The 21,537-nt window shown below is 70.8% G+C and carries 17 protein-coding genes and 2 pseudogenes; 8 read left to right on the top strand and 11 right to left on the bottom strand.

What is annotated here, in order from left to right:
• Positions 1–45: 45 nt before the first annotated feature.
• Positions 46–1,590: a GMC family oxidoreductase gene (locus ASG40_RS02975; protein ID WP_055880195.1), complete on the bottom strand. Its 1,545-nt coding sequence runs from the start codon at positions 1,588–1,590 to the stop codon at positions 46–48.
• Positions 1,587–2,990, bottom strand: a complete 1,404-nt coding sequence (locus ASG40_RS02970) for an alpha/beta hydrolase (protein WP_055881200.1) — start codon at positions 2,988–2,990, stop codon at positions 1,587–1,589. Before ASG40_RS02970 ends, ASG40_RS02975 begins: the two co-directional genes overlap by 4 nt.
• Positions 2,991–3,167: 177 nt before the next feature.
• Between ASG40_RS02970 and ASG40_RS02965 the strand changes: the two genes are divergently transcribed.
• The 3 genes from ASG40_RS02965 (at position 3,168) to ASG40_RS02955 (ending at position 5,795) form a co-directional block, all read left to right on the top strand.
• The gene (locus ASG40_RS02965; protein WP_055880192.1) at positions 3,168–4,337 is read left to right on the top strand and encodes a dimethylmenaquinone methyltransferase; all 1,170 of its coding nucleotides are present in this window, start codon (positions 3,168–3,170) and stop codon (positions 4,335–4,337) included.
• A gap of 165 nt (positions 4,338–4,502) precedes the next feature.
• Positions 4,503–4,691 (top strand): DUF2934 domain-containing protein, encoded by a 189-nt coding sequence (locus ASG40_RS02960; protein ID WP_055880189.1) that lies wholly within the window; start codon positions 4,503–4,505, stop codon positions 4,689–4,691.
• Between the two features lie 228 nt (positions 4,692–4,919).
• Positions 4,920–5,795 (top strand): cobalamin B12-binding domain-containing protein, encoded by an 876-nt coding sequence (locus ASG40_RS02955; protein ID WP_055880187.1) that lies wholly within the window; start codon positions 4,920–4,922, stop codon positions 5,793–5,795.
• A 171-nt stretch (positions 5,796–5,966) separates the two neighbouring features.
• On the opposite strand, the gene ASG40_RS02950 is transcribed toward ASG40_RS02955, so the two are convergent.
• On the bottom strand, positions 5,967–6,494 hold the full coding sequence (locus tag ASG40_RS02950) for a MucR family transcriptional regulator (protein ID WP_055880185.1): 528 nt from the start codon (positions 6,492–6,494) through the stop codon (positions 5,967–5,969).
• Between the two features lie 1,050 nt (positions 6,495–7,544).
• Between ASG40_RS02950 and ASG40_RS02945 the strand changes: the two genes are divergently transcribed.
• Complete coding sequence (locus ASG40_RS02945; RefSeq protein ID WP_055880182.1) at positions 7,545–10,553, top strand: bifunctional diguanylate cyclase/phosphodiesterase; 3,009 nt, start codon at positions 7,545–7,547, stop codon at positions 10,551–10,553.
• Between the two features lie 18 nt (positions 10,554–10,571).
• Here the strand turns inward: ASG40_RS02945 and ASG40_RS02940 are convergent, their stop codons facing one another.
• Genes ASG40_RS02940 through ASG40_RS02920 form a run of 5 tightly spaced genes read right to left on the bottom strand, consistent with a single transcriptional unit; the run spans position 10,572 to position 14,898 of the window.
• The gene (locus ASG40_RS02940) at positions 10,572–11,405 is read right to left on the bottom strand and encodes an alpha/beta hydrolase (protein ID WP_055880179.1); all 834 of its coding nucleotides are present in this window, start codon (positions 11,403–11,405) and stop codon (positions 10,572–10,574) included.
• Positions 11,398–12,303, bottom strand: coding sequence for a polysaccharide deacetylase family protein (locus tag ASG40_RS02935; protein WP_055880177.1), 906 nt, complete (start codon positions 12,301–12,303; stop codon positions 11,398–11,400). The genes ASG40_RS02940 and ASG40_RS02935 overlap by 8 nt, the downstream gene beginning before the upstream one ends.
• Complete coding sequence (locus tag ASG40_RS02930; RefSeq protein WP_055880174.1) at positions 12,300–13,079, bottom strand: ABC transporter ATP-binding protein; 780 nt, start codon at positions 13,077–13,079, stop codon at positions 12,300–12,302. Before ASG40_RS02930 ends, ASG40_RS02935 begins: the two co-directional genes overlap by 4 nt.
• Before the next feature lie 23 nt (positions 13,080–13,102).
• Positions 13,103–13,954, bottom strand: a complete 852-nt coding sequence (locus ASG40_RS02925) for an ABC transporter permease (protein ID WP_055880170.1) — start codon at positions 13,952–13,954, stop codon at positions 13,103–13,105.
• A complete protein-coding gene (locus ASG40_RS02920) occupies positions 13,951–14,898 on the bottom strand; it encodes an ABC transporter substrate-binding protein (RefSeq protein ID WP_055880168.1) in 948 nt (315 codons plus the stop codon). The genes ASG40_RS02925 and ASG40_RS02920 overlap by 4 nt, the downstream gene beginning before the upstream one ends.
• Before the next feature lie 131 nt (positions 14,899–15,029).
• Between ASG40_RS02920 and ASG40_RS02915 the strand changes: the two genes are divergently transcribed.
• On the top strand, positions 15,030–15,941 hold the full coding sequence (locus ASG40_RS02915; protein ID WP_055880166.1) for a LysR family transcriptional regulator: 912 nt from the start codon (positions 15,030–15,032) through the stop codon (positions 15,939–15,941).
• A gap of 273 nt (positions 15,942–16,214) precedes the next feature.
• Positions 16,215–16,898 carry a winged helix-turn-helix domain-containing protein gene (locus ASG40_RS02910; RefSeq protein WP_055880159.1) on the top strand — a complete coding sequence of 228 codons (684 nt, stop codon included), beginning with the start codon at positions 16,215–16,217 and terminating at the stop codon, positions 16,896–16,898.
• Positions 16,899–17,004: 106 nt separating this feature from the next.
• Here ASG40_RS02910 and ASG40_RS21970 read toward each other — a convergent pair.
• The 3 genes and pseudogenes from ASG40_RS21970 to ASG40_RS02900 all read right to left on the bottom strand — a co-directional run.
• Positions 17,005–17,920, bottom strand: a pseudogene (locus ASG40_RS21970) (flagellin); the annotation flags it as partial.
• A 131-nt stretch (positions 17,921–18,051) separates the two neighbouring features.
• Positions 18,052–18,714 (bottom strand): annotated as a pseudogene (locus tag ASG40_RS21965) (flagellin N-terminal helical domain-containing protein); the annotation flags it as partial.
• A 351-nt stretch (positions 18,715–19,065) separates the two neighbouring features.
• Positions 19,066–19,368, bottom strand: coding sequence for a PilZ domain-containing protein (locus ASG40_RS02900; RefSeq protein ID WP_055880151.1), 303 nt, complete (start codon positions 19,366–19,368; stop codon positions 19,066–19,068).
• A 247-nt stretch (positions 19,369–19,615) separates the two neighbouring features.
• Between ASG40_RS02900 and ASG40_RS02895 the strand changes: the two genes are divergently transcribed.
• Positions 19,616–20,188 carry a hypothetical protein gene (locus ASG40_RS02895; protein ID WP_082494303.1) on the top strand — a complete coding sequence of 191 codons (573 nt, stop codon included), beginning with the start codon at positions 19,616–19,618 and terminating at the stop codon, positions 20,186–20,188.
• Between the two features lie 118 nt (positions 20,189–20,306).
• The gene (locus ASG40_RS02890; protein ID WP_055880143.1) at positions 20,307–21,536 is read left to right on the top strand and encodes a DUF1217 domain-containing protein; all 1,230 of its coding nucleotides are present in this window, start codon (positions 20,307–20,309) and stop codon (positions 21,534–21,536) included.
• The last annotated feature ends 1 nt before the right edge of the window (position 21,537 follow it).

Here is a 21,537-nt window from a genome sequence, read left to right as displayed (position 1 = left end):
TCAACCGCCCTGTCCGGGCGGACGTTCCGAGCCCGTCGGCGGCCCTCATCGGCCGAGGAACCGCTCGGCGCTGCGCAGGCTGAGGGCCATGATGGTCAGGGCCGGGTTGGCGGCGAGCGAACTCGGGAAGGTCGAGCCGTCGCAGATCCACAGGTTGGGGACCTCGAAGCTGCGCCCGAAGGGATCGACCACGGCGGTCTTCCCGTCGTGGCCCATCCGGCAGGTGCCGAGGGTATGCGCGACCCGCTTGAGCGCCCAGATGTCCTGCGCCCCCGCCTCCTGCCACAGGCGGGTCATGAACCGGGTGGCATGGGCGTCGAGGCGCTCCTCGTTCGCGCCGTAGCCGAAGTCGATGCGCGCCTTGCGCATCCCGAGGTCGTCGGTCTCGTCGCCGAGGGTGAGGCGGTTCTGCTCGGAAGGCAGGGTCTCGCCGTTGATGCCGAGCCCGGCGACGTGGTTGTAGCGGGCGAGGTAGTCGACGAGGTCGCGTCCCCACAGGCCGCGCCCGCGCGCCACCGAATTGGCGAAGGTCAGCGGCACCACGCCGAGGCTCTGGACGAGGTAGCCGCCGACGAAGTCGGCGTCGTCCGGGCGCACCATGTCCTCGGTGATGAGGGAGGAGGGGTAGCCCTTGTTGGGCCGGGTCTCGGCCGCGAACGTCCCCCACACCTGGGTGGCCACATGGCCCATGTAGTTGCGCCCGACCTGCCCGCTGCCGTTGGCGAGGTCGAGATGCAGGAGGAGGCGGGGCGTCTCCACCGCGCCGGCGCAGAGGAACAGGGCGGCGCAGGCCTGGCGCACGTCCCGTCCCTCGTGCCGGTAGACCACCGCCACGACCCGGCCGTCCCGGTCGCGCTCGATCCCGTGGACCGTGCAATCGGGCCGGATCTCGGCGCCGTGGGCCACCGCCAGGGGCAGGTAGGTGACGTCCATGCTGGTCTTGGCGCCGGTGCGGCAGCCCTGGTGGCAGTAGCCGCAGCCGATGCAGCCCGGCCGCTCGTCGGCGCCGGCGGCCGCGAAGGCCCGCGAGACCACCGCCGCGGGCGCGTCGGTGGCGCGCACGCCGAGCCGCGCGCAGGCCGCGGCCATGATCTCGGCCGAGGCGTTGCGCGCCACCGGCGGCAGCGGGTAGCGCCGGCTCGCGTCCCACGGATAGGCCTGCGCCCCCGAGACGCCGATGAAGGCCTCCACGCGTTCGTAGAACGGCAGCAGGTCGTCGTAGTCGAGGGGCCAGTCGGCACCCTGTCCGCTCTCGGACCGGAGCTTGAGGTCGCGCCGGTCGGCCCGCGGCACGAAGGCACCCCAGTGCAGGGTGGAGCCGCCGACACCGGTGCCGCTGTTGTTGGCCCCGAACGCCTCGGGCGTGGCGCCGCCGCTCAGACGTTCCTTCGTCCAGTAGATCTCGTCGGCCAGCGTCTCGTCGAAGGCGAAGGTCTTGGGGTCGAAGTTCGGCCCCGCCTCCAGGGCGACGACCTTGAGGCCCGCCGCGGCCAGCCTCGCCAGGAGCGGCGCGCCGCCGGCTCCGGTGCCGACGACGACGGCATCGACCACGTCCGAGGGCGCATGGCGCCGCATGCCATCGAGGTTCATCGCGTCTCCTCCCCGGCCGCTGCCGGTTCCCAGGGCTCGCGCCCGTCGACGCCCACGCGCGCAAACCCGGCCGGTGCGGTATCGCCCCCGGCCCCGATGCCGCCGAACCCGATCCGCGCCAGGGCGGCGGGGTGGGCGAGGTAGGTCCGCACCACATCCGATCGCAGGTCCTCGAACCACAGCGTCATCTGCGCCGCGTCGAGGCCGGTGCCGTCGAGCCGGCCCTCGGCCGCCGTCGTGAGGATCGCGTCCTGGGCGGTCCCGTCGAGGGCGAGGAAGCGCAGGTGGGCCCGCGCGCAGGCCTCGCCGTCGAGGCTGCGGATCGCGGCGCGATAGGCCTGGCTGTCGGGCGGCAGGTCGGCGAAGCGCCAGCCGTCGCCTTCGCCGCGCCCGAGCCGGGCGTCGATGCGCGCGGCGATATCGATGCGCGCGCTCCCCTTCTGCGGCAGCACCCGGTCGACCACGGCGCGCAGGATCGCCAGTTCCACCGGGTCGAGGACGGCGGGCCGGTAGGCGGGGTCGTCGGGCGCCGCGCGGTCGTCGAGCGCCGCGCGCAGGCGGCCGTTCACCCGCGGCGAGGCGATCAACGCGCGGTACTCCGCCGGGATCGCGGGCGCGACCGGGGCGGGCGGCGGGGCGAAGGCCTCGCCCTCGATCAGGGCGGCCAGCACCTCGGGCCGCTCCATCGGCAGGAGGTGGCCGGCGCCCTCCAGCACCACGAGGCGATGGTGCGCCAGATGCGGTGCCATGAGGCAGGCCTGGGCGGTGGCGCCGAGGTCGGCGTCCTGCCCGCCCGCCACCACGAGGGCGGGGGTCGCCAGCACGCCGATGCGGGCGCACCAGTCCTCCCGCGCCCCGCCCTCGAGCCAGGCGGTCCAGGCGGCGGGGGAGGCCTCCAGCACGTCCTCCACCGCCTGCCCGGCCAGGGCCTCCGGCAGCGGTGCCCCGACGTTGGCGGCGATGAAGCCCTGCGCCTCCCTGCGCCGCGTCTCGGCATCGGCGCCGATCCAGGCGATCATCGCGGCGCGGCGCTCCTCCTGCATCGGTTCGGGACTCGGGGGCGAACCCGCCAGCAGGACGAGCCCGCACAGGCCGGCAAGGCCGTCCTCGCCGTCCTCCGCGCGCCGGGCCACCGCCAACGCCACCTTGGCGCCCATGCTGTGGCCCGCGAGCATCCAGCGGCGCGGCGCCTGCGCCCGGATGCGGGCGATCACGTGGTCCGCCATCTCGGCGACGGCAAAGCCGGGCACGTCCTGGGCCGACCCGAAGCCGGGCAGGTCGAGGGGCAGGCAGGCCACGGTGCCATCGAGGCGGGCGGCGATCGGCGCCCATTCCCGCGCGCTGCCGCCGAGGAAATGCAGGCAGACGAGGGTCGGCGGGGGCGTTGCTGGATCGGGCATCGGCTCCATCTCGCGCCCGGAGCGCGGCAATCAAGCGCGACCGGTTGCGGCGTCTGGCAGCATTCCGGGGCGGGAACGATCGTCCCGGTGCCCGAAGCGGTCGTTGCACCGCACCCGCAAGGCCGCCATAGCAGTCCGGACCTGGTGGCGAGGGCCGCCGCGCCGAGGATTCCCGCCGTGAACGCCACGCAGATCACCCACAACGATCTCGACGGCTATGCCGCCTCCACCGTGGTCGGCGCCTTCCTGCCGGTGTCGCGGATCGTCCACGTGGCGCGCTATTCCGACATCGGCCCGGTGGTGGACGTCGAGCTCAAGCGCCTCACCGCGGCGCGCACGCCCGAACTCCTGATCGTCACCGACCTCGGGCTGGAGGCCCCGGCGGTAAACTTCCTCAAGGCCTTCGCGGCGATGAACGCCAAGCGTGCGCCCGAGCAGGCCCACCGCCTCGTCGTCCTCGACCACCACGCCTCGTCCCTCGACCAGCTGCGCGAGCAGGGCATCGTCCCCCTGCCCCCGCAGGCCGAGGGGGAGACCCTCAGGCGGTTCGATCTCGGCGACCCCGCCATCGTCCTGCTCATCGACGAGGGGTGCTGCGCCACCCGCATGGCCTTCGCGCACCGCGCCCTCTACGCGACGCAGGAGCCCGACGAGGCCCAGGGCCTCGACCTCGCCACCCTGGTGGAGGCGGTGGACGCCCTCGACCTGTGGAAGAAGGAGCGGCCGACCTTCCTGGGCGGGCACGTCCTCGACGAGGTGTTCTGGGACAACGTCTCCAACCTCGTGCCGCTGGGCCATCCCTGGCACGACCGCTTCGTCGGCGAGCTTTTCCGCGGGGCGGCCGGCTTCCTGCGCCAGGGCCTGCCGCCGGCGCGGATCGAGACCGAGGTCGGGGCCCTGCGCGCCCGCGTCCTCGATCGCCTCCTCGAGGGCGAGCCCGACGACGACCGCTCGCTCACCACCCGCATGCGCATCGCCCGCATCCTCGCCCGCTCCGAGACGCTGTTCCGGCCGCTTTCCGACGGGACGCTGCTCTCGTTCGGGCTCGATTCGGGCATGTTCCAGCGGGTGTCGGACCGGATCATGGAGAGCGGCCGGGCCCGGCGCGTGGTCAACGTCCAGCGCACCGGCTCGCTCTCGTTCCGCTCCAACGACGAGACCGCCCTCGACGGCGCCCGCAGGTTCCGCGGCGGCGGCCACAAGGACGCGGCCGGCGGCCGCCTGCCCAACAACGGCTCGGCCTTCTCGATCGCCGACGCCCTGTCTCAGGTGGAGCCGGTCCTCAACCCGCCCGCCCCCGATCCCTCGGCCAGCCCCTTCGGCGCCCTGAAGAACTGGAAGGGATAGGGCGAGGGGGACCGAACATCGCTTCGCGCGGGCGGTTGAACTCTCGTCGAGCGGGGTCGTCCGTCGCCGGAGGGTCGCCCGAGGAGGGATCGCCCGCCGGCCTCGGGCGTCTTCCCCAGGGACGATCGGTCGGCCACGGCGCCCGATCCGCACGGAGAGCGGCACATGGATGGCAAGGCCAGGATCAGCTTCGACGACATTCGCGAACGCGCCTACGAATTGTGGGAGCGTCACCACCGGCCGGAAGGCTTCGAGATCGAGTTCTGGCTCCTGGCCGAGCGGGAGTTGCGCAACGAGCGCGCCCGGCGCTCCCGGGCGGACGAACGCGTCGCGTTGGGGGCGGACCAGGACTGACCTTTAGCAACCGGACTTCGGGGAAAGCGTGACTGGAACGTGCGGTTTCCTCTGGAATACCGGCGCGTTGCCGAAAAGAATCCCACAGTTGCCGGATTGCACGGACACGGCGAAAGCTTGGCCTGATTCAAGCTTTCACGCTGCCCCCTAGACGGGTCACGGTTTCGAGGTCTACCTTGAGGACGAGTCGGGTGCCAAACCCGCGACGCCACGTTCGGGGGAATCGACATGCCGGCTCAGGACACCGCGTTCTCGACGCCTCCGCCGCAGCACACCGCGATGGACGCGCACTTCGTCGCCCCCGACATCATCCGTCGTTCCGACGTGTTCGCGCGGCGCGCCAAGCTCCTGCGGATCGTCTCCGCGGACGTCATTCCCCGCCTGACCCTGCACCACCGCGCCGAGGCCCAGGCGGCCACCGCGACGCTCGCGCGCGACAACGAGATCCAGAGCCTGGCGCACCTGGTGCTCGGCACCGACCTGCAGGCGGCGATCGACTTCGTGACCGGACTGCGCGACCGCGGCGTCTCGATGGATACGCTGTTCGTCGACGTGCTGGAGCCGGCCGCCCGTTACCTCGGGCACCTGTGGGACGAGGACATCTGCGATTTCATCGACGTGACCCTGGCGGTGGGTCGGCTCCAGCATCTCCTGGCGGTCTTCAACGACACCGACGGTCTGCCGGCGATCAACAAGAAGCGCCTCGTCCTCATGACGACGATGCCCGACGAGCAGCATGTGTTCGGCGCGGCGATGGTGGAGAAGTTCCTCAGCGCCGGCGGCTGGAACGTCCAGTCGGAACCGGCGGCTCCTCGGGAGACCATCGCCTCGCTGGTGGAGCGGCGGTGGTTCGCGGTGGTCGGGCTGACCAAGAGTTGCGACCGCGGCCTCGACGAGCTCGCGGCCTTCATCGCGACGATCCGGGCGAGGTCGTGCAACCGGGCCGTCGGCATCATGGTGGGCGGTCCGGTCTTCACGGCCGACCCCGGTCTCGCCGTCCGCCTCGGCGCGGATGCCACCGCCCTCAACGCGCCCGCCGCCGTAGTGCTGGCGCAGAAGCTGTTCGACAAGGGTGCCAAGACCGGCTGGCAGGAAGGCGCCTGACACGGCTTCCGCTTGATTCAGGCGGGAACCGTATCACCGAGCCCGCGCGTCGCCCGAGCGAAGCCCGTTTCTCGCTGGCCCTGGAACCGAATACTCCCCGCAGCCGGAGTCGGCATGCGGGGACGAAGGCTGGACGGAGGCGTGCCGGTCCGAATGGACCGGTCCGTACCTTCACTCGGCCGCAGCGACCTTGCGCGGACGGCCGACGCGCCGGGGCTTCTCGGCCTCGGCCTGCTCGGTGGCCGGCTCGGAGGACTCGCTCGCCTTGGCGTCGCCCGGGGCACGGCGCTGCTGGCCGAGACCGAGGCTCTTGGCCAGGGCCGACCGCTGCTCGGAGTACGAGGGCGCCGTCATCGGGTAATCGCTGGGCAGGCCGTAGCGCTGACGATACGAGGCCGGATCGAGGCCCGCGCCGGTCAGGTGGCGCTTGAGCGTCTTGTAGGTCTTGCCGTCCACGAAGCTCACGAGGCCATCGTGGGTGATGGACTTGCGGATCTGTGCCGGCGTCGGCTTTTCGACCGGCTCTTCCTTGGGAGCGGCGGCGGAGCCGCCGGCGATGCCGCTGAGCGCCGCGTGGACGCTGCTGAGCAGATTGCCTAATTCTCCCACCGGAACCGAATTGTTCGAGACGTAGGCGGAAACGATATCGGCAGCGAGTTCGACATAGTCAGCCTGGATGGTCTGATCTGTGTCTTCCATGTCTATGACCCTTCTCTCTCTTTTGCATTTTTATCCACCGCGCCGCCCCTTCGGCGGCAGCGGTCGTCGTCGTGTCGAAACCGTCCCGGGACGTCGCGTCCCGGACCACGGTCGCCGATACCTCGCCCTGAGATTCTGTAGGGAAACCTTCTCTCGTGGCCCTCATGTACTAAAGCCACAAAGCGACATGCCTCCATGCCGCTATCGAACGATCCAACCGCAACGTTTCACACGTCGAAGGATGTGGAAACACGCAATACCGAGCAAAGTTTCATCTGGCACCCATAGAGCGGTCATTTTCCACCGCCAATTGGTATGTGGTTCCCAATAGCGCGTCACCGATCACTTCGCTGCCACGTATCACCATCCATCGTCCACCGTTGAGTCACGATGTGATGATCAAAGCGACCGTCGCTGCTTCGAACGGGCGGCCCGAGCATCGACTCCGTGGCGGATTCGATGGCGACGGTGCCGGATTCGCGCGGACGATTCTTGTCGTTGTTCTCATGGGGCCCGCGACGGAGTCGAAACGCCGACAGGGACGGCGACCGTCCCGTGCCGCGCCTCGGCCCGCATGCGATGTGCCGAGCCGGAATGCATCGTGATGCAGACTAGTCGGGCCACCGGACGATGTTGACCTCGTCCTGTCGGCGACATGGGTGGCGCCATTGCCAAGAACAAGTCTCCCCCGACAGGAAAAATCGCCTTTCGTGACGCATCGGATGCCGATTCGTTTTTCCAACCCTGCAGATTGGACTGTCTCTTGGGTGAGGCGGCGTCTCCGGAACCTGCCGTCGGCGTGGGAGCGCTACTCCGATGCTGGCGAAGTCGCAAGCCGGTGCCTGCCCTAGCCTTCCGGTACGGCGCATTTTCGACGTTCGACGCCGGCGTCGGCGGTCTTCGTCGCACGGACCGTCGCGGAATCTGCCGGGCGGTCCCGGCACCGGCGCGGGCACTCCGAACGCGCAACGACAACACCGATGGCGGGAGGTATTCGTCAAGACATTTCGCTTAATCCCGACGGCGAAGCGGGAGAATGCAGGGAACGGGATGTCCTCTCCGGTGATCGAAGCCGAGCGTCTGGCCGCTCTGCATGCTCTCGACCTGATCGGAACCGCGGCCGAGCGTCATTTCGATGCCGTATGCCGGACCGCCCGCGACCTGTTCAGCGTCCCCATCGCGCTGGTCACCCTCGTCGACTCGGATCGCGTCTGGACCAAGGCCCGCTGCGGGATCGAGGACGCGTTCGTGTCCCGCGACATCGCCTTCTGCGCCCAGACGATCGAGTCGGACGCACCCCTCGTCATCGAGGACGCCGCCGCCGACCCGGCCTATCGGGACAATCCCCTCGTCCAGGGCGACCTTCGCATCCGGTTCTATGCCGGCATCCCCCTGGTCCTGCGCAACGGCATCCGCCTCGGCACCCTGTGCGTCATGGACACGCGGCCGCGCCGTCTGTCGCCGTCCGAGATCGGGCAGCTGCACGACCTGTCCGAAATCGTCCTGGCGCACCTGCGCCTGCACGACACCCTGCGGGCCAAGACCCGCGCCGACCTCGCCCTGAGCGACAGCGAGGCCCGATACCACTCCCTCACCGAGTCCCTGCCGCAGATGGTCTGGGTGCTGGCCGGCGAGGAGCGTCGCACCACCTACCGCAACGCCTGCTTCCGGAGCTACTACGGCGAGGATGGCGCCCCGCGCGACATCCGCCACAGCCGCAACCACCCCGACGACGTCGCCCGCATGAGCCGCGTCTGGATGGAGGCGGTGGCCGCCGGCCGCACCTTCGAGGTGGAGGGCCGCCTGCGGCGCCACGACGGCGTCTATCGGTGGCACAAGCTCGTGATGATCCCGGTCCACCGGGACGGGCGTGTGGCCGAATGGATCGGCACCGCCCTCGACATCGACGACATCATCGTCGCCCGCGACCGGCTCTCGCAGACGTCGGACCTGCTCCAGCTCGCCCAGCAGGCCGCCGGTGCGGCGGTGTGGGAATGGGACCTGGCGCACGGCGTCCTGCGCCATTCGCCCGAGAGCGCGCGCATGATCGGGCTCGACGTCCCGCCCGGGGCGACGACGGTGACGGTCGACGCGAACCACCGCACCGCACCGATCCATCCCGACGACCGCGCCGCGGTGGAGGCGGCGGACCACGACGCCATCCGGACCGGGGCTGCGAATTTCGGGGTCGAGTTCCGGGTGCTGCCGCGCGCCGGCGCCGGCGCCGGCTCAGGTTCCTGCCGCTGGCTGATGAGCTTCGGCCGGATCATCCGCGACGAGGCCACCGGCGTGCCCTCGCGCATCGTCGGGCTCAACCTCGACGTCACCGAACTGCGCATGACGCGCGAGGCCCTCGTGGAGAGCGAGGGGCGGCTGCGCGTCAGCGAGGAGCGCCTGGCGCTGGCCCTCGACAGCGGCAGCGACGGGCTGTGGGACCTCGACGTCGCCAGCGGGGCGTACTGGCTGTCCGACCGCTGCTACACGATGCTCGGCTACGCGGTCGGGGCGTTCCCCGGCACCGTCCGCACCTGGGCCGAGATGGTGCATCCCGACGACCGGGCGCAGGCCCTTCGGACGTTCGAGGACCATCTCGCCGGCACCAGCGCGGCCTACGAATGCGAGCACCGGGTCGAGACGGCGGAGGGACGCTACGCCTGGATCCTGTCGCGCGGGCGTGTCGTGACGCGCGACGGCGAGGGGCGACCGCTGCGGATGGTGGGCACCCATATCGACGTGACCGCCCGCAAGGAGGCCGAGCGCCGGGTCAACCACATGGCCCATCACGACGCGCTCACCGACCTCCCCAACCGCATCCTGTTCCACGAGCACCTCGACCGGCACCTCGCCGAGGTGAAGGCGGGCCGCGGGCGCCTCGCCCTGCTCTTCCTGGACCTCGACCGCTTCAAGACCGTCAACGACACCCTCGGCCACCTTGCCGGCGACGCTCTGCTCGCCACCATCGCGGGGCGCCTGCGGGCCGCGGTGGGCGAGGCCGGCACGGTGGCGCGCCTGGGCGGCGACGAGTTCGCCGTCATCGCCCCCGCCGCTTCCGGGACGCAGGAGACGGCCGCCCTGGCCCAGCGCATCATCGATGCGGTCGGCGAGCCGGTGGACCTCGGCGGCCGCATGGTGACGATCGGCGCCAGCGTCGGCATCACCCTGGCGCCGGACGACGGCCTGACCGCCGGCGTCCTCCTCAAGAACGCCGACATCTCCCTCTACCGGTCGAAGGCGGCCGGGCGGAACACCTACCACTTCCACGAGACCGGGATGGACGCGGCCATCGCCGACCGCAACCGCCTCGAGTTCGACCTGCGCGAGGCGGTGATCGGCGGCGCGCTCGGCCTCGCCTACCAGCCGGTCATGACCATCGCCGACGGCACGGTGTGCGGCTTCGAGGCGCTGATGCGCTGGCGCCACCCCAGCCGCGGCATGGTCTCGCCGGAGCAGTTCATCCCGCTGGCGGAGGAAACGGGGCTGATCGTGCCCCTCGGCATCTGGGCGCTGCGCGAGGCCTGCCGCGAGGCCGCCTCCTGGCCCGGCGACCTGCGGATCGCCGTCAACGTCTCGACCCTGCAGTTCCAGCAGCCGGGCCTGGAGGAAAGCGTGGTCGCCGCCCTGGCCGCCTCGGGGCTGGCGCCGCAGCGGCTCGAACTCGAGATCACCGAGAGCGTGCTGATGCACGAGGCCGATTCGGTGATCGCCTGCCTCACCCGCCTGCGGGCGCTGGGGGTGCGCATCGCGCTCGACGACTTCGGCACCGGCTACTCCTCGCTGAGCTACCTGCGCCGCTTCCCCTTCGACAAGATCAAGATCGACCGCTCCTTCATCTGGGACATCGCCGATCCGGATGCGGCCGCCGTGGTCCGCGCCGTGGTGGGGCTCGGCATGCGCCGGGGCACCACCATCACCGCCGAGGGGGTCGAGACGCAGGAGCAGTTCGAGAGCGTGCGCCGGGAGGGCTGCACCGAGGTGCAGGGCTATCTCTTCAGCCGGCCGCTTCCGGCCGAGGAGGCGCGGGCCTTCGTCCGCGAGCGCCCCCGCAGGGTCGCGGCCTGACCCCTGACCCCTGACCCCTCACCCCCGCGCCAGCGCCAGGGCGGCCTGGGCCAGGGCGCCGTCCGGCGCGATCATCGCGTCGAGGATCGAGAAGTGGTCGTGGGCCGCCAGCGGCAGCAGGCCGCCGGGCTCGCCGGAGGCCTGCCGCAGGGCGGCGTAGTCGCGCGACTGCCGCTGCAGTTCGGGCAGCTCGCACAGGCCGTAGGCGACCGTCACCGGCACGCCCCGCCGGCCGCCCAGGCGCATCGGCGAGAGGGTGGCGACCTCGTCCTCGGTGAGGCGCAGGGCCTCGTTGAGACCCGTGCGCCGGATCGGCGCGAGGTCGTAGATCCCGCTGATGCACAGGGCCGCGTCGACCTCCGGCCACTGGCAGGACAGGGCCGCCAGGTGCCCGCCCGCCGACCAGCCCGACGCCACCAGCCGCCGCCGGGGCCGGCCGGCGGCCTCGTCCCGCGCCCGCAGGAGCCGCAGGGCGGCGCCGATCTCGTCCGCGATCTCGCTCAAGGTCGCCTCGGGCGCCAGGGTGTAGCCGATCAGCGCCACGTCGAGCCCGAGCGCCAGAGGTCCCAGCGCCATGCAGCCGAAATCCTCGCGCGCGTTGCGCTGCCAGTAGCCGCCGTGGACGAAGGCCAGGAGCGGGGCGTTCCCGCCGTCCCCCTCGAAGAGGTCGATGCGGTTGCGCGGGCGAGGGCCGTAGGGGATGTCCAGGGTGCCGGGGCGCTCGGCTCGCAGGACCGCGCTGCGGGCGCGCCAGCCGGCGAGGCGAGACGCGCTGTCGGCCACCGCGCCCCGGTTGTCGTAGGCCCGGTCGAGGGCGTCGGCGTCGAGGGTCCGCCAGTCGGCATCAGGCATCGTCGCCGCTCTCCAGATACCAGTCGACGAGGTCGCCGCCCTGCAGGAACACCACGTCCGGCCGGGCCAGGAGCGCGTCGAGCAGGCGCTCCAGCAGGCCGATCCGGTGCGGTACGCCGGTGATGTAGGGGTGGATCGCGAACCCCATCGCCTTGGCGCCCCCGAGCGGTCCCCCGCCCGCGGCCTCCGCGGCGAGGCGGTCGGCCTGGGCGAGGGCGCGCTCCACGAACTCGTCGGCGCGGTGATGCTGGATCGCCAGGAGCGGGATGTCGTTGAGCTCCACCGAATAGGGCAGGGTCACCAGCGGCCCGTGCGCGGTGGACAGCCGGCAGGGCCGGTCGTCGGCCACCCAGTCGCCGACGTACTCGATCCCCGCCGCCCTGAGGTGGTCCGGCGTGTCGAGGGTCTCGGTGAGTCCCGGCCCGAGCCAGCCGCGGGGCGCCGCGCCGGTGACGGTGCGGATCGCCCGGATGGTGCGGGCGATGGCCGCCGGCTCGTCGCCGACCCGGTGGGTCGGCACCTGGTGGAAGCCGTGGCCCATGAACTCCCAGCCGGCGGCGTGTGCGGCCCGAGCGATCCGGGGATAGGCCTCGCAGACCGAGCCGTTGATCGACAGGGTCGGGCGGATGCCGCGGGTCTCGAACGCCGCGAGCAGGCGCCAGAACCCCACCCGCATCCCGTACTCGTGCCAGGCCCAGTTGGGGATGTCGGGCAGGAGCGCGGCACCGGTCGGCGCCACCAGGATCTGGCGCGGCATCGGATGGTCGATGAGCCAGTGCTCGACGTTGACCACCGGCCAGACCGCGAGGTGTTTGCCTCCGGGCAGGGCGATCCTGGGACGGTCGACGGCCGCGCGGTAGGCGAGGCGGTGCTCGGGGCGGCGGAGATCGGCCGTCATGCCGCCGTGCGGGCGTGGTGGCTGTGGAGCTGGGCCGAGAGCATGCGACGCACGTCGTTGAAGGCGGGGCTCGACACGTCGCGGCGCCGGGCGAGGTCGATGGTGTGGATCGCGTCGATGCGGCCCGGGCTCGGCGACATCACCACCACCCGGTCGGCGAGGAAGATCGCCTCCTCGATGGCGTGGGTGACGAACAGGACCGTCAGCCCGGTGCGGCTCCACAGGTCCAGGAGCTCGTCCTGCAGGCGCTCGCGGGTCATGGCGTCGAGCGCCCCGAACGGCTCGTCCATCAGGACGACCTCGGCCTCGTTGGCGAGCACCCGCGCGATGGCGACCCGCTGCTTCATGCCCCCCGAGAGCTGGTGCGGATAGGCGTCGGCGAAGCGCTGCAGCCCGACCACGTCGATGTAGCGGGAGACCGTGTCGCGGATCTCGGCCGCCGGCCGGCCGCGGGATTTCGGCCCGAAGCCGATGTTGTCGCGCACCGAGAGCCAGGGGAACAGGCCGTAGTCCTGGAACACCATGCCCCGGCTCGGGGCGGGGCCGTCGATGGGACGGTCCCACATCAGCGGCTCGCCGGCGGTGGCCGTCTCGAAGCCGGCCACGATCCGCAGCAGGGTGGACTTGCCGCAGCCCGAGGCGCCGAGCAGGCAGATGAACTCGCCCCGGTTCACGGTGAGGTTGGCGCCTTTCAGCGCCTCGACGGTGCGGCCGTTCACGCTGAAGGACTTCGAGACGTTGCGCACGTCGAGGATGGGGACGGTGGCATCAGCCATTGGCTTGGTTATCCCTGTCTCGGTCATCCATGGGAGGGGCTCCACGCGAGCAGGCGGCGGCCGATCAGCATGACGATGCGGTCGGAGAGGAAGCCGGCGATGCCGATCACGATCATGCCGCAGATCACGATCTCTGTGCGCGAGAGCTGGCGCGCCTCCATGATGATCGCCCCGAGCCCCGTCTGCACCCCGGTCATCTCGCCGACCACGATGACGACCCAGGCGAAGCCGAGGCCGAGGCGCAGGCCCGTGAAGATCGACGGCAGGGCCGCCGGCAGCACCACCCGGGCGAACTGGGCCGAGCCCCGGCAGCCGAGCATCGCGGCCGCCTCGAACAGGCGCGGCTCCACCGAGCGCACGCCGAAGATGGTGTTGACGAGGATCGGGTAGAACGCGCCCAGGAAGACGAGGAAGTAGGCCGAGCGCGGCCCGAGCCCGAACAGGATCATGGCCAGGGGCAGCCAGGCGGTGACCGGCACCGGCCGCAGGATCTGGAACATCGGGTCGAGGAGCTGGCGCATCAGGGGCACGCGGCCGATGAGGAGCCCGATCGGCAGGGCGGTGAGTACGGCCAGCGCGAAGCCCCCGAACACCCGCGACAGCGAGGCCCCCAGGTGCGTGAGCAGGGTCGCGCTGAAGGCGTCGTCGTTGATGCCGCCCACCGCCAGGTCGACCAGCGCCGTCCAGACCTCGGCCGGCGGCGGGATCAGGCTGTAGGGCCGCCCCGTCGTCGTCAGGTGCCAGATCAGGGCGAGCACCGCCGGGATCGCCAGGGCGAGGAGCCCTTCGCGCAGGCGCCCGAGCCGCCAGGGCGCGCGCGGCGTCGCCGGCGGCGCCGTCACGGCGGCCGGGCCGGCCAGCGGGGCGGCACTCATGCGTCCCTCATCGCGTCGACGAAGCGGGTGTCGATGAAGGTCGAGAAGTCGGGCAGGCGCTTGATCTGCTTCAGGGCGAGCATGCGGTCGGCATAGATCCTGGCCTGGCCGATCTCGGTGGGGCCGAGCTTCCACTTGAGCTCGACGTTGGGAGCGGAGATCTCCAGCGCCTCGCGCTTCTGGCCGAGCTTCTGCACCGCCATGGCGATCATCGCCTCGCGGTTGTTGGCGGCGAAGTCGGTGCCCTTGCGGTGGATGTCGAGCATGGTGCGCACCACGTCGGGCCGCTCGGCGATGGTGTCGCGGTGGGCGCCGAACACCATGTTGAGGGCACCCATCTCGGTGCCGTAGGGGTATTCGACGAGGCTGCCGACCCCGGTCGAGAGGCTGACGCCGGGGGCGGGCTCGGCGCCGACGTAGGCGTCGATGTCGCCGCGCGCCAGCGCGATGTGCATCTCGCTGAACGAGATCCGCACCGGCGTGATGTCCTTCACGCTCATCCCCTCCATGCGCATCCGCTCGAGGGCGAACACCTCCTGGGTCGAGCCGGGCCAGAGCGCCACGCGCTTGCCCTTGAGATCCTGGATGGTGGCGATGCCGGCATCCTTCTTGGCGATGATCGCCATGCCGCGGTTGCAGGTGGAGGCGACGATCACCAGCGGCTCGCCGGCGGCCGCCCCCAGGGTGCCGGCGGCGATGCCGAAGGTGCCGAAATCCACCGACTTCGTCACGACGGCGTTCTTGCACTCGGTCGGGCTCTCGAAGGGGATCACCTCGACGGTGACGCCGGCCGGCGTGAACTGCGCGTAGAAATGCGGGGCGATCGAATGGATCAGCTTGAGCGAGCCCATCCGGATCACGCTCGAGCCCTGCGCCCGCACCACGGCGGGGGCGGCGACGAGTCCGGCGCCGAGGCCGGCCAGGAAGGTGCGACGGCGAATCATGGCGGTATCCGGTTCCAGCGACAGTGTCCGGCCCAGGCTATGAGCAGGCCCTGTTGCATGCGAGTGCTGTTTGCTGACCGAGGCGTTGCCGAAAACGCAACGCTCCCTCGCCGTGCACCGGATCCCCGTCGATGAAGCACCTGCGCGTCCTCACCTATGTCTCGGAGATCGCGCGGCACGGGTCGATCCGGCGGGCGGCCGAGCGGCTCAACCTCACGCCCTCGGCCCTGACCCGGCAGATCCAGGACCTCGAATACGAGCTCGGCACCCCGATCTTCGAGCGGTTCGCCAAGGGCATGCGCCTCAACGCCGCCGGCGAGCTGCTGGTGCGCCACATCCGCGACCAGGTCTCGGACCTGGAGCGCGTGCGCTCGCAGATCGCCGACCTCTCCGGGGTGCGCCGGGGCCACGTCAAGCTCGCCTGCAGCCAGGCCTTCGTGAACCATGTCGTCCCCGACGAGGTCGAGGCCTACCGGGCGCCGTTCCCGCTGGTGACCTTCACGGTGCTGGTGCGCGACCACCTCCAGGCGATCGCCTCCCTCGCCCAGTTCGAATCCGACCTCGCCCTCGTGTTGCAGCCGCCGCCCTCGGCCGACCTTCAGGTGCTGTTCTCTTGCAGCCAGCCCCTCTACGCCCTGATGCGGGCCGGCCATCCGCTCTCCCGGGACGAGGGGCCGGTGCGCCTGCGCGAGTGCCTGATGCACCCGATGGCGCTGCCGGACCGGTCGCTGGCCATCCGCCACCACCTCGACGACGCGCTGGCCCGCAAGGGGGCGCCGCTGCGCCCGGCGATCGAATCGAGCTCCCTGGAATTCCTGCGCAACCTCGTCCTGCGCGAGGACGCCGTGAGCCTGCAGGTGCCCAGCGGCATCCCCGACGACCCGCGCCTGTGCCGCCGGCCCATCGACGCGCGCGACCTCGAGCCGATGTCGCTGATCCTCGGACAATTGCGCGGGCGCACCCTGCCTGTGGCCACCGCGAAGTTCGCCGACCGCTTCGCCAACAGCCTCAACCACCGCTACGGCCCGCCCGCCGGAGCCTGATGCGCAGGCGCCACAGGTGCCGGGACGGGACAGGGACGATCCGGCAGCGGAAGAATTTCGTTAACGCCACTTAATCGAAAATTAACCATTCCCCGACGACAACGGTGTCAACACGAAATCTTGAGTTGACCCAGTCGAAGAGATCGGAAGCGAAGCAACGGCAAGTCGTTTTGCCGATGCCGCGCCGAAATCGCCTCGATCTTCGCTCGAGACGACTGCCGTGGCGACGATCTTATCGTCCCACTCCCGGTTTCAGTGGGGCAATGCGCGACAATGTACATCGTGGTCGATGAGCGGTCTTCCGTAGCCACCGAGTACCTCGCCGGTTTCGACGCGCAGGGCGTGCGCGCCCTCGGCCTTCGGGCCGAGGAGTTCCAGGCCTGGCTCGGCACCACCGGATCGGACGACCTGCAGGCGGTGGAAGGCTTCGTGCTCGGCGAGAACCAGGAGCGGACCCGCTTCACGGCCGCCATCCGCAGCCTGACCCACGCCCCGATCATCGCGCTCAACGAGACCCGTTCCCTCGAGCAGACCCTCGACCTCTTCACCGCCGGCATCGACGACGTCGTGCGCCGCCCGGTCCATGTCCGCGAGATCCTGGCCCGGGCCGCCGCCATCCGCCGCCGGGCCAACCGCAGCGAGGGCGTGGCCGCCCCGGCCCAGGACAAGGCCGGCCGCCTCACGGTCCATGCCGACGGCCGCGACCCGGAGATCGACGGGCAGAGCCTGATGCTGCCGCGCCGCGAGCGTCACATCCTGGAGTATTTCGCGCGCAACCGCGGCCGCCAGCTCAGCCGGCTGCAGATCTTCAACGCGGTCTATGCCGAGCACGACACCGACGTCGAGGAGAGCGTGGTCGAGGGCCACATCAGCAAGCTGCGCAAGAAGCTGCGCATGCGGCTGGGCTACGACCCGATCGAGGCCAAGCGCCTGGCCGGGTACACCTTCGTCGGCTGACGACGCGGGAGCGACCGACGACGAAGGCCACGCTTCCGGCGGGAAGCGTGGCCTTTTTCCGTTTCGGTTCCGCCCCCGGCGCGGCCGGGGGCGAAGGCAGGAGATCTTACCGGAACAGCGACAGGATGCTCTGGCTCGACGAGTTGGCGATGCTGAGCGACTGCACGGCGAGCTGCTGCTGCGTCTGCAGGGCCTTCAGCTTGGTCGACTCCTCCTCGATGTCGGCGTCCACCAGGATGCCGATGGTGCGGTCGTTGGCCTTCATCAGGGTGTCGACGAAGGTCTTCTGGCCGTCGATCTGGGTCTTGTTGGCGCCGAGCTTGGTGCCGGCGTTGGTGACGGCCGAGATCGCCTTGTCGACCTGGGTGATGATCGCCTTCAGGCTGGCATCGCCGGCGGTGCCGGTGAGGGCGCTGATGTCGATGCTGTCGACCGAGAAGGTGCCCGACACGGTGTCGAGGATGCCGCGGGCGGTGGTGGTGCCGGCGGCGGTGCCGGCACCCGAGCGGGTGTCGGTGCCCGCCGTACCGGTGCCGAAGCCGACGTCGACCAGCGTGTTGCCGGCCGTGACGGTCCCGTTGGCGACGGAGACGGTCTCGGTGGCGCCGGCGCCGGTGGTGGTGAACGACAGGCGGCCCGAGGTGTCGAGGGCGGCGGTGACGGTGCCGGCGATGTTGGAGGAGGCGGCGATCTGGTTGTTGATCGCCGAGATGAACTCCTCGGTGGTGACGGCGGCCAGGTTCACGGCGGCGGAGGCGAGGGTGGAGGCGTTGAGGGTGATGTCGTTGGCGCCGGCCGAGGTGGTCAGCGTGATCTTGACCTCGTTGGTGCCGCTGAAGTTGGCGGTGCCGGTGCCCGAGCCGAAGCCGGCGGTGCCGGTGAGCGAGGTGGTGCCGGTGACCTGGGCGGCGGTGGCGGCGGTCTGAACGCTGGCCGAGTTGGTGTCGTAGAGCTTGATCGCGTTCACATCGACGGTGATCTCGGAGAAGTTGATGGTGCCGTCCGGAAGTTGATGGTGCCGTNCGCCGGGCCGTAGCCGAGCGCCCGGACGACGGTATCGGTGAGCGCGCAGGATCAAACTCTCAAGTTGAAGAGTTGATCTAGGCTGGCCGGCGGTGACCCGGGCGGCGGTGGCGGCGGTCTGAACGCTGGCCGAGTTGGTGTCGTAGAGCTTGATCGCGTTCACATCGACGGTGATCTCGGAGAAGTTGATGGTGCCGTCCGTGGCGCGGGCGAAGCCGGCGATGACCTTCGGGGCGGCCTGGTAGGCGGGGTTGGTGCCGGTGTCGGAGTTCACCGAGAGCCAGTTCTGGCCGCTGGAGTTCGACGAGTTGGCGGTGGCCTTCATCTTCTCCTGGATRGCGTCGATCTCGGTCTGGACCTTGGCGCGGTCGACGCCGGGCTGCAGGGCGGTCTGCAGCTTGGCGCGCATGTTCTGCAGGTCGCCGATGATGCTGTTGAGGCCCTCCTGGATGGCGTCGATCTCGGTCTGGACCTTGGCGCGGTCGACGCCGGGCTGCAGGGCGGTCTGCAGCTTGGCGCGCATGTTCTGCAGGTCGCCGATGATGCTGTTGAGGCCRTTGTAGGCGGTGTCGACGGCCGAGGAGCCGAGGCCGAGGGAGTCCTTCACGGCGCCCAGCGAGGCGTTGTCGGTGCGSACSGTGGTGGCGATCGACCAGTAGGCGGCGTTGTCGGAGGCGGTGGAGACGCGCTGGCCCGTGGAGACCCGGTTGCTCGTCATGTCGAGCGACTGGTTGATCGACTTCAGGGTCGTCAGGGCGGTCATCGCCGCATTGTTGGTGAGCAGGCTGGTCATGGTGGGGGTTTTTCCGGGAGCGTGAAATTTGCGGGAAGGGCGCGGAATTCGGGCCTACACGAGCGCAGCCGTCCCGTTCGACACCGGAACGGTGTCGGCGCAGTCGAGGGCGGGCGCTTGACATCCCGGATTTTCACCGGACCAGTGGAACGACATCATGTCTTAGGTCTCGTCGACCTATCCACTGCGAAGTCACCGGCGTGATCTTGTCTATAGCCAACAGGACCGGCCGCCGATGTGTTCACATTGGCGTGTCCGCGTTAGCAACGGGTTAAGCCGGGCGACATCGCCTCCGAAAGGGCGCCGCGACCGCCGCGTCCATCCACAGGGCGGCGGGGGGGCGGTATCGCGTCAGGCCCCCGCGCCGAGGCGGCGCAGGAAGGCGACGCCGGCGAACTCGCCGCGCTGCCAGCGCAGCTCCACCTCGAAGACCCGCAGGTCGTGGGCGGCGATCATCAGCTCGAACGTCGCCGGCAGGGCGACCGGCCGCACGAGGCGGATCTTGGCGCCGTCCCGCGAGAGGTCGCGCACCACGCAGAAGGCCAGGGTCTCGCGCCCGAACAGGACGCGGGCCTGCTGCATCACCCGCTGGCGCCGGGGCCCGCGCTCGACGAGCGCCCTGTGCTGCCCCGCTCCGTCACGGTCGTCCGTCATCGCCCGTCTTTCCGTTCCCGCCCCAGGAGGCGCGCCTTACAGCAGGCGGCGCGAAAGGGGAATCCCGCGGCGCGAAAACATCATGCGGCGACAAGGGGATAGGGTCCGCGGTAGGCGCGCCGGCGCCGGCCGGCCGGCACGCACAGGGCCACGACGCCGGATGGGCTGCGGGGCCTCCTCTTAACGGGCCATTAACCATGAGACCGTTAATCATATGATCGGAAATACCACAGGGACGTCGACCGCGATGGCCTTCTCACCAGGATTGCGCAAGGGCGCCGCCGCTCACCTCGCCACGACGGCGAGGGAGGCCGCGGTGCGCCGCCCCTCGGCCAGCGCCACCATCCTGCGCCGGGCCCGCGACGCGGCCCTGGAGCGCACCGCCATCGGCGGCTGCCTCGTCCTGGCCGCGGTCTGCGGCGGATGGGCCGCCGTCTCCATCGCCGGAAGCCCCAACGGCTACGACGTCCGCGAGATCGTGCCGCCGATCGCCAACGGGTTCGCCTGGAAGAAGAGTGTCTCGCCCGTCCGAACGGCGGCGGTGGACCTCGACCCCCTCACCACCGGCTCGCTGCCCGACCGCGCCGTCCCGGCCGCGGCGGAGGCGGGCGCGACGCCCCTGGCCGCCGTGTCCGGGCGCCCCTACGTCCTGCGCCGCGTCGGCGACGGCACTGCCCTCGTGGAGGGTCCCAGCGGCCTCCGGCAGATCGTCCCGGGCGCCGTCCTGCCCGGCGCCGGCCGCGTGATCTCGATCCGCCAGACCGGCGCGGGCTGGGTGGTGGTGACCTCCGAGACCATCATCGGCCCGACCCCGCTGTGAGCCCTTCCCCGACACGGCCGTTCCCCCATCATACCGTCGGCGTTGCCGCCAACCCGGATCGCACCATGGCCCTCCACCACCCCGACGCCGGCGCGTCCGCGTCCGCGGGGGCCGGCCCATGCTGAACACCTCCTTCAGCTACCGCCTGATCGCCCGGGACCTCGACCTCTCCCTGGCGCGCAAGGCCGCCACCACCGACGTCGCCCGCGAGACCGCCTACTTCGAGGCCAACATCGGCAAGGTGAAATCCGTCGACGACCTGTTCGGCGACCAGCGCCTCTATGCCTACGCCATGAAGGCGATGGGGCTCGAGGAGATGACCTACGCCAAGGCGCTGATGCGCAAGGTGGTGACCGAGGGCGTGACCAGCGCCACCAGCTTCGCCAATCGCCTCAACGACAGCCGCTACAAGGCGTTCGCCAGCGCCTTCGACTTCGCGCAGGGCGCCAAGGCCAGCGGCCTCGCCACCACGCCGGCGCAGCTGAGCGGCGCCCTCGACATCTCCGACGTGTTCGACTTCTCCGGCAGCAAGGAGGCCAGCTTCTCGCTCACCAGCCAGCTCGACGCGTCGACCACCCGCTCGATCACGATCGTCCTCAACAAGGACACCCTGGCCAAGCCGGGCCTCGACCTGGCATCCGTCTCGGGCGCGCAGATCGTCGAGGCCATCAACGCCCGGATCGAGGCGTCCGGCGACGCCGGGCTGAAGGGCAAGGTCAAGGCCGGCCTGGGCGTGCGCAACAACCTGTTCTTCGAGACCACGGCCTACAACAGCCTGTCCGCCAACGATCTCTCGGGGGCGGCCTACGTCAGCTACCCCGCCGGCGCCAACCGGACGGTGGCGGTGGCCAACGTGGCGCTCTCGGGCCCCGGCCGGACCGCCTTCGACCTCGGCTTCGGCACCGCGCTGCCCCTCGACGCCAAGGCCAAGAGCGTCACCGACGCCTACCTGCGCCAGAGCCTCGAGGTCGACGCGGGCGCCGAGGACGCCGGCGTGCGCCTCGCCCTCTATTTCTCGCGCATCGCGCCGACCGTGAGCAGCGGCTTCGGCATCCTGGGCGACGACGCCCTCTCGCAAGTGGTCAAGACCGTGCTCGGCCTGCCCGACGGCGGCTCGGCCGAGGCCATCGCCCGCCAGGCGGCGATCATCGAGGAGAAGGTCGACGTCGCGAGCTTCAAGGACCCGGTCAAGCTCGACCGCTTCATCCAAACGTTCACCGCGATCTGGGACGCGCAGAACAACACCGCCGGCGATCCCATCCTGGCCCTCTTCGACGGCAGCAGCGCCTCGCAGGGGCTCGATGCCGACCTGCTCCTGAGCGCGCTCCAGAACCGGTCGCGGGGCTGAG

It is taken from the genome of Methylobacterium sp. Leaf399 (assembly GCF_001424525.1).
GTDB lineage: Bacteria > Pseudomonadota > Alphaproteobacteria > Rhizobiales > Beijerinckiaceae > Methylobacterium.
The sequence above is the reverse complement of the archived record's forward strand: the minus strand, read 5'-3'. Positions and strand labels throughout refer to the sequence as shown.

Bases quoted from the DNA above. Each gene is read 5' to 3' on its own strand.
- ASG40_RS02975 (WP_055880195.1), bottom strand. From the start codon at position 1,590: ATGAACCTCGATGGCATGCGGCGCCATGCGCCCTCGGACGTGGTCGAT.
- ASG40_RS02970 (WP_055881200.1), bottom strand. From the start codon at position 2,990: ATGCCCGATCCAGCAACGCCCCCGCCGACCCTCGTCTGCCTGCATTTC.
- ASG40_RS02960 (WP_055880189.1), top strand. From the start codon at position 4,503: ATGGATGGCAAGGCCAGGATCAGCTTCGACGACATTCGCGAACGCGCC.
- ASG40_RS02955 (WP_055880187.1), top strand. From the start codon at position 4,920: ATGCCGGCTCAGGACACCGCGTTCTCGACGCCTCCGCCGCAGCACACC.
- ASG40_RS02950 (WP_055880185.1), bottom strand. From the start codon at position 6,494: ATGGAAGACACAGATCAGACCATCCAGGCTGACTATGTCGAACTCGCT.
- ASG40_RS02945 (WP_055880182.1), top strand. From the start codon at position 7,545: ATGTCCTCTCCGGTGATCGAAGCCGAGCGTCTGGCCGCTCTGCATGCT.
- ASG40_RS02940 (WP_055880179.1), bottom strand. From the start codon at position 11,405: ATGCCTGATGCCGACTGGCGGACCCTCGACGCCGACGCCCTCGACCGG.
- ASG40_RS02935 (WP_055880177.1), bottom strand. From the start codon at position 12,303: ATGACGGCCGATCTCCGCCGCCCCGAGCACCGCCTCGCCTACCGCGCG.
- ASG40_RS02930 (WP_055880174.1), bottom strand. From the start codon at position 13,079: ATGGCTGATGCCACCGTCCCCATCCTCGACGTGCGCAACGTCTCGAAG.
- ASG40_RS02925 (WP_055880170.1), bottom strand. From the start codon at position 13,954: ATGAGTGCCGCCCCGCTGGCCGGCCCGGCCGCCGTGACGGCGCCGCCG.
- ASG40_RS02920 (WP_055880168.1), bottom strand. From the start codon at position 14,898: ATGATTCGCCGTCGCACCTTCCTGGCCGGCCTCGGCGCCGGACTCGTC.
- ASG40_RS02915 (WP_055880166.1), top strand. From the start codon at position 15,030: ATGAAGCACCTGCGCGTCCTCACCTATGTCTCGGAGATCGCGCGGCAC.
- ASG40_RS02910 (WP_055880159.1), top strand. From the start codon at position 16,215: ATGTACATCGTGGTCGATGAGCGGTCTTCCGTAGCCACCGAGTACCTC.
- ASG40_RS02900 (WP_055880151.1), bottom strand. From the start codon at position 19,368: ATGACGGACGACCGTGACGGAGCGGGGCAGCACAGGGCGCTCGTCGAG.
- ASG40_RS02895 (WP_082494303.1), top strand. From the start codon at position 19,616: ATGGCCTTCTCACCAGGATTGCGCAAGGGCGCCGCCGCTCACCTCGCC.
- ASG40_RS02890 (WP_055880143.1), top strand. From the start codon at position 20,307: ATGCTGAACACCTCCTTCAGCTACCGCCTGATCGCCCGGGACCTCGAC.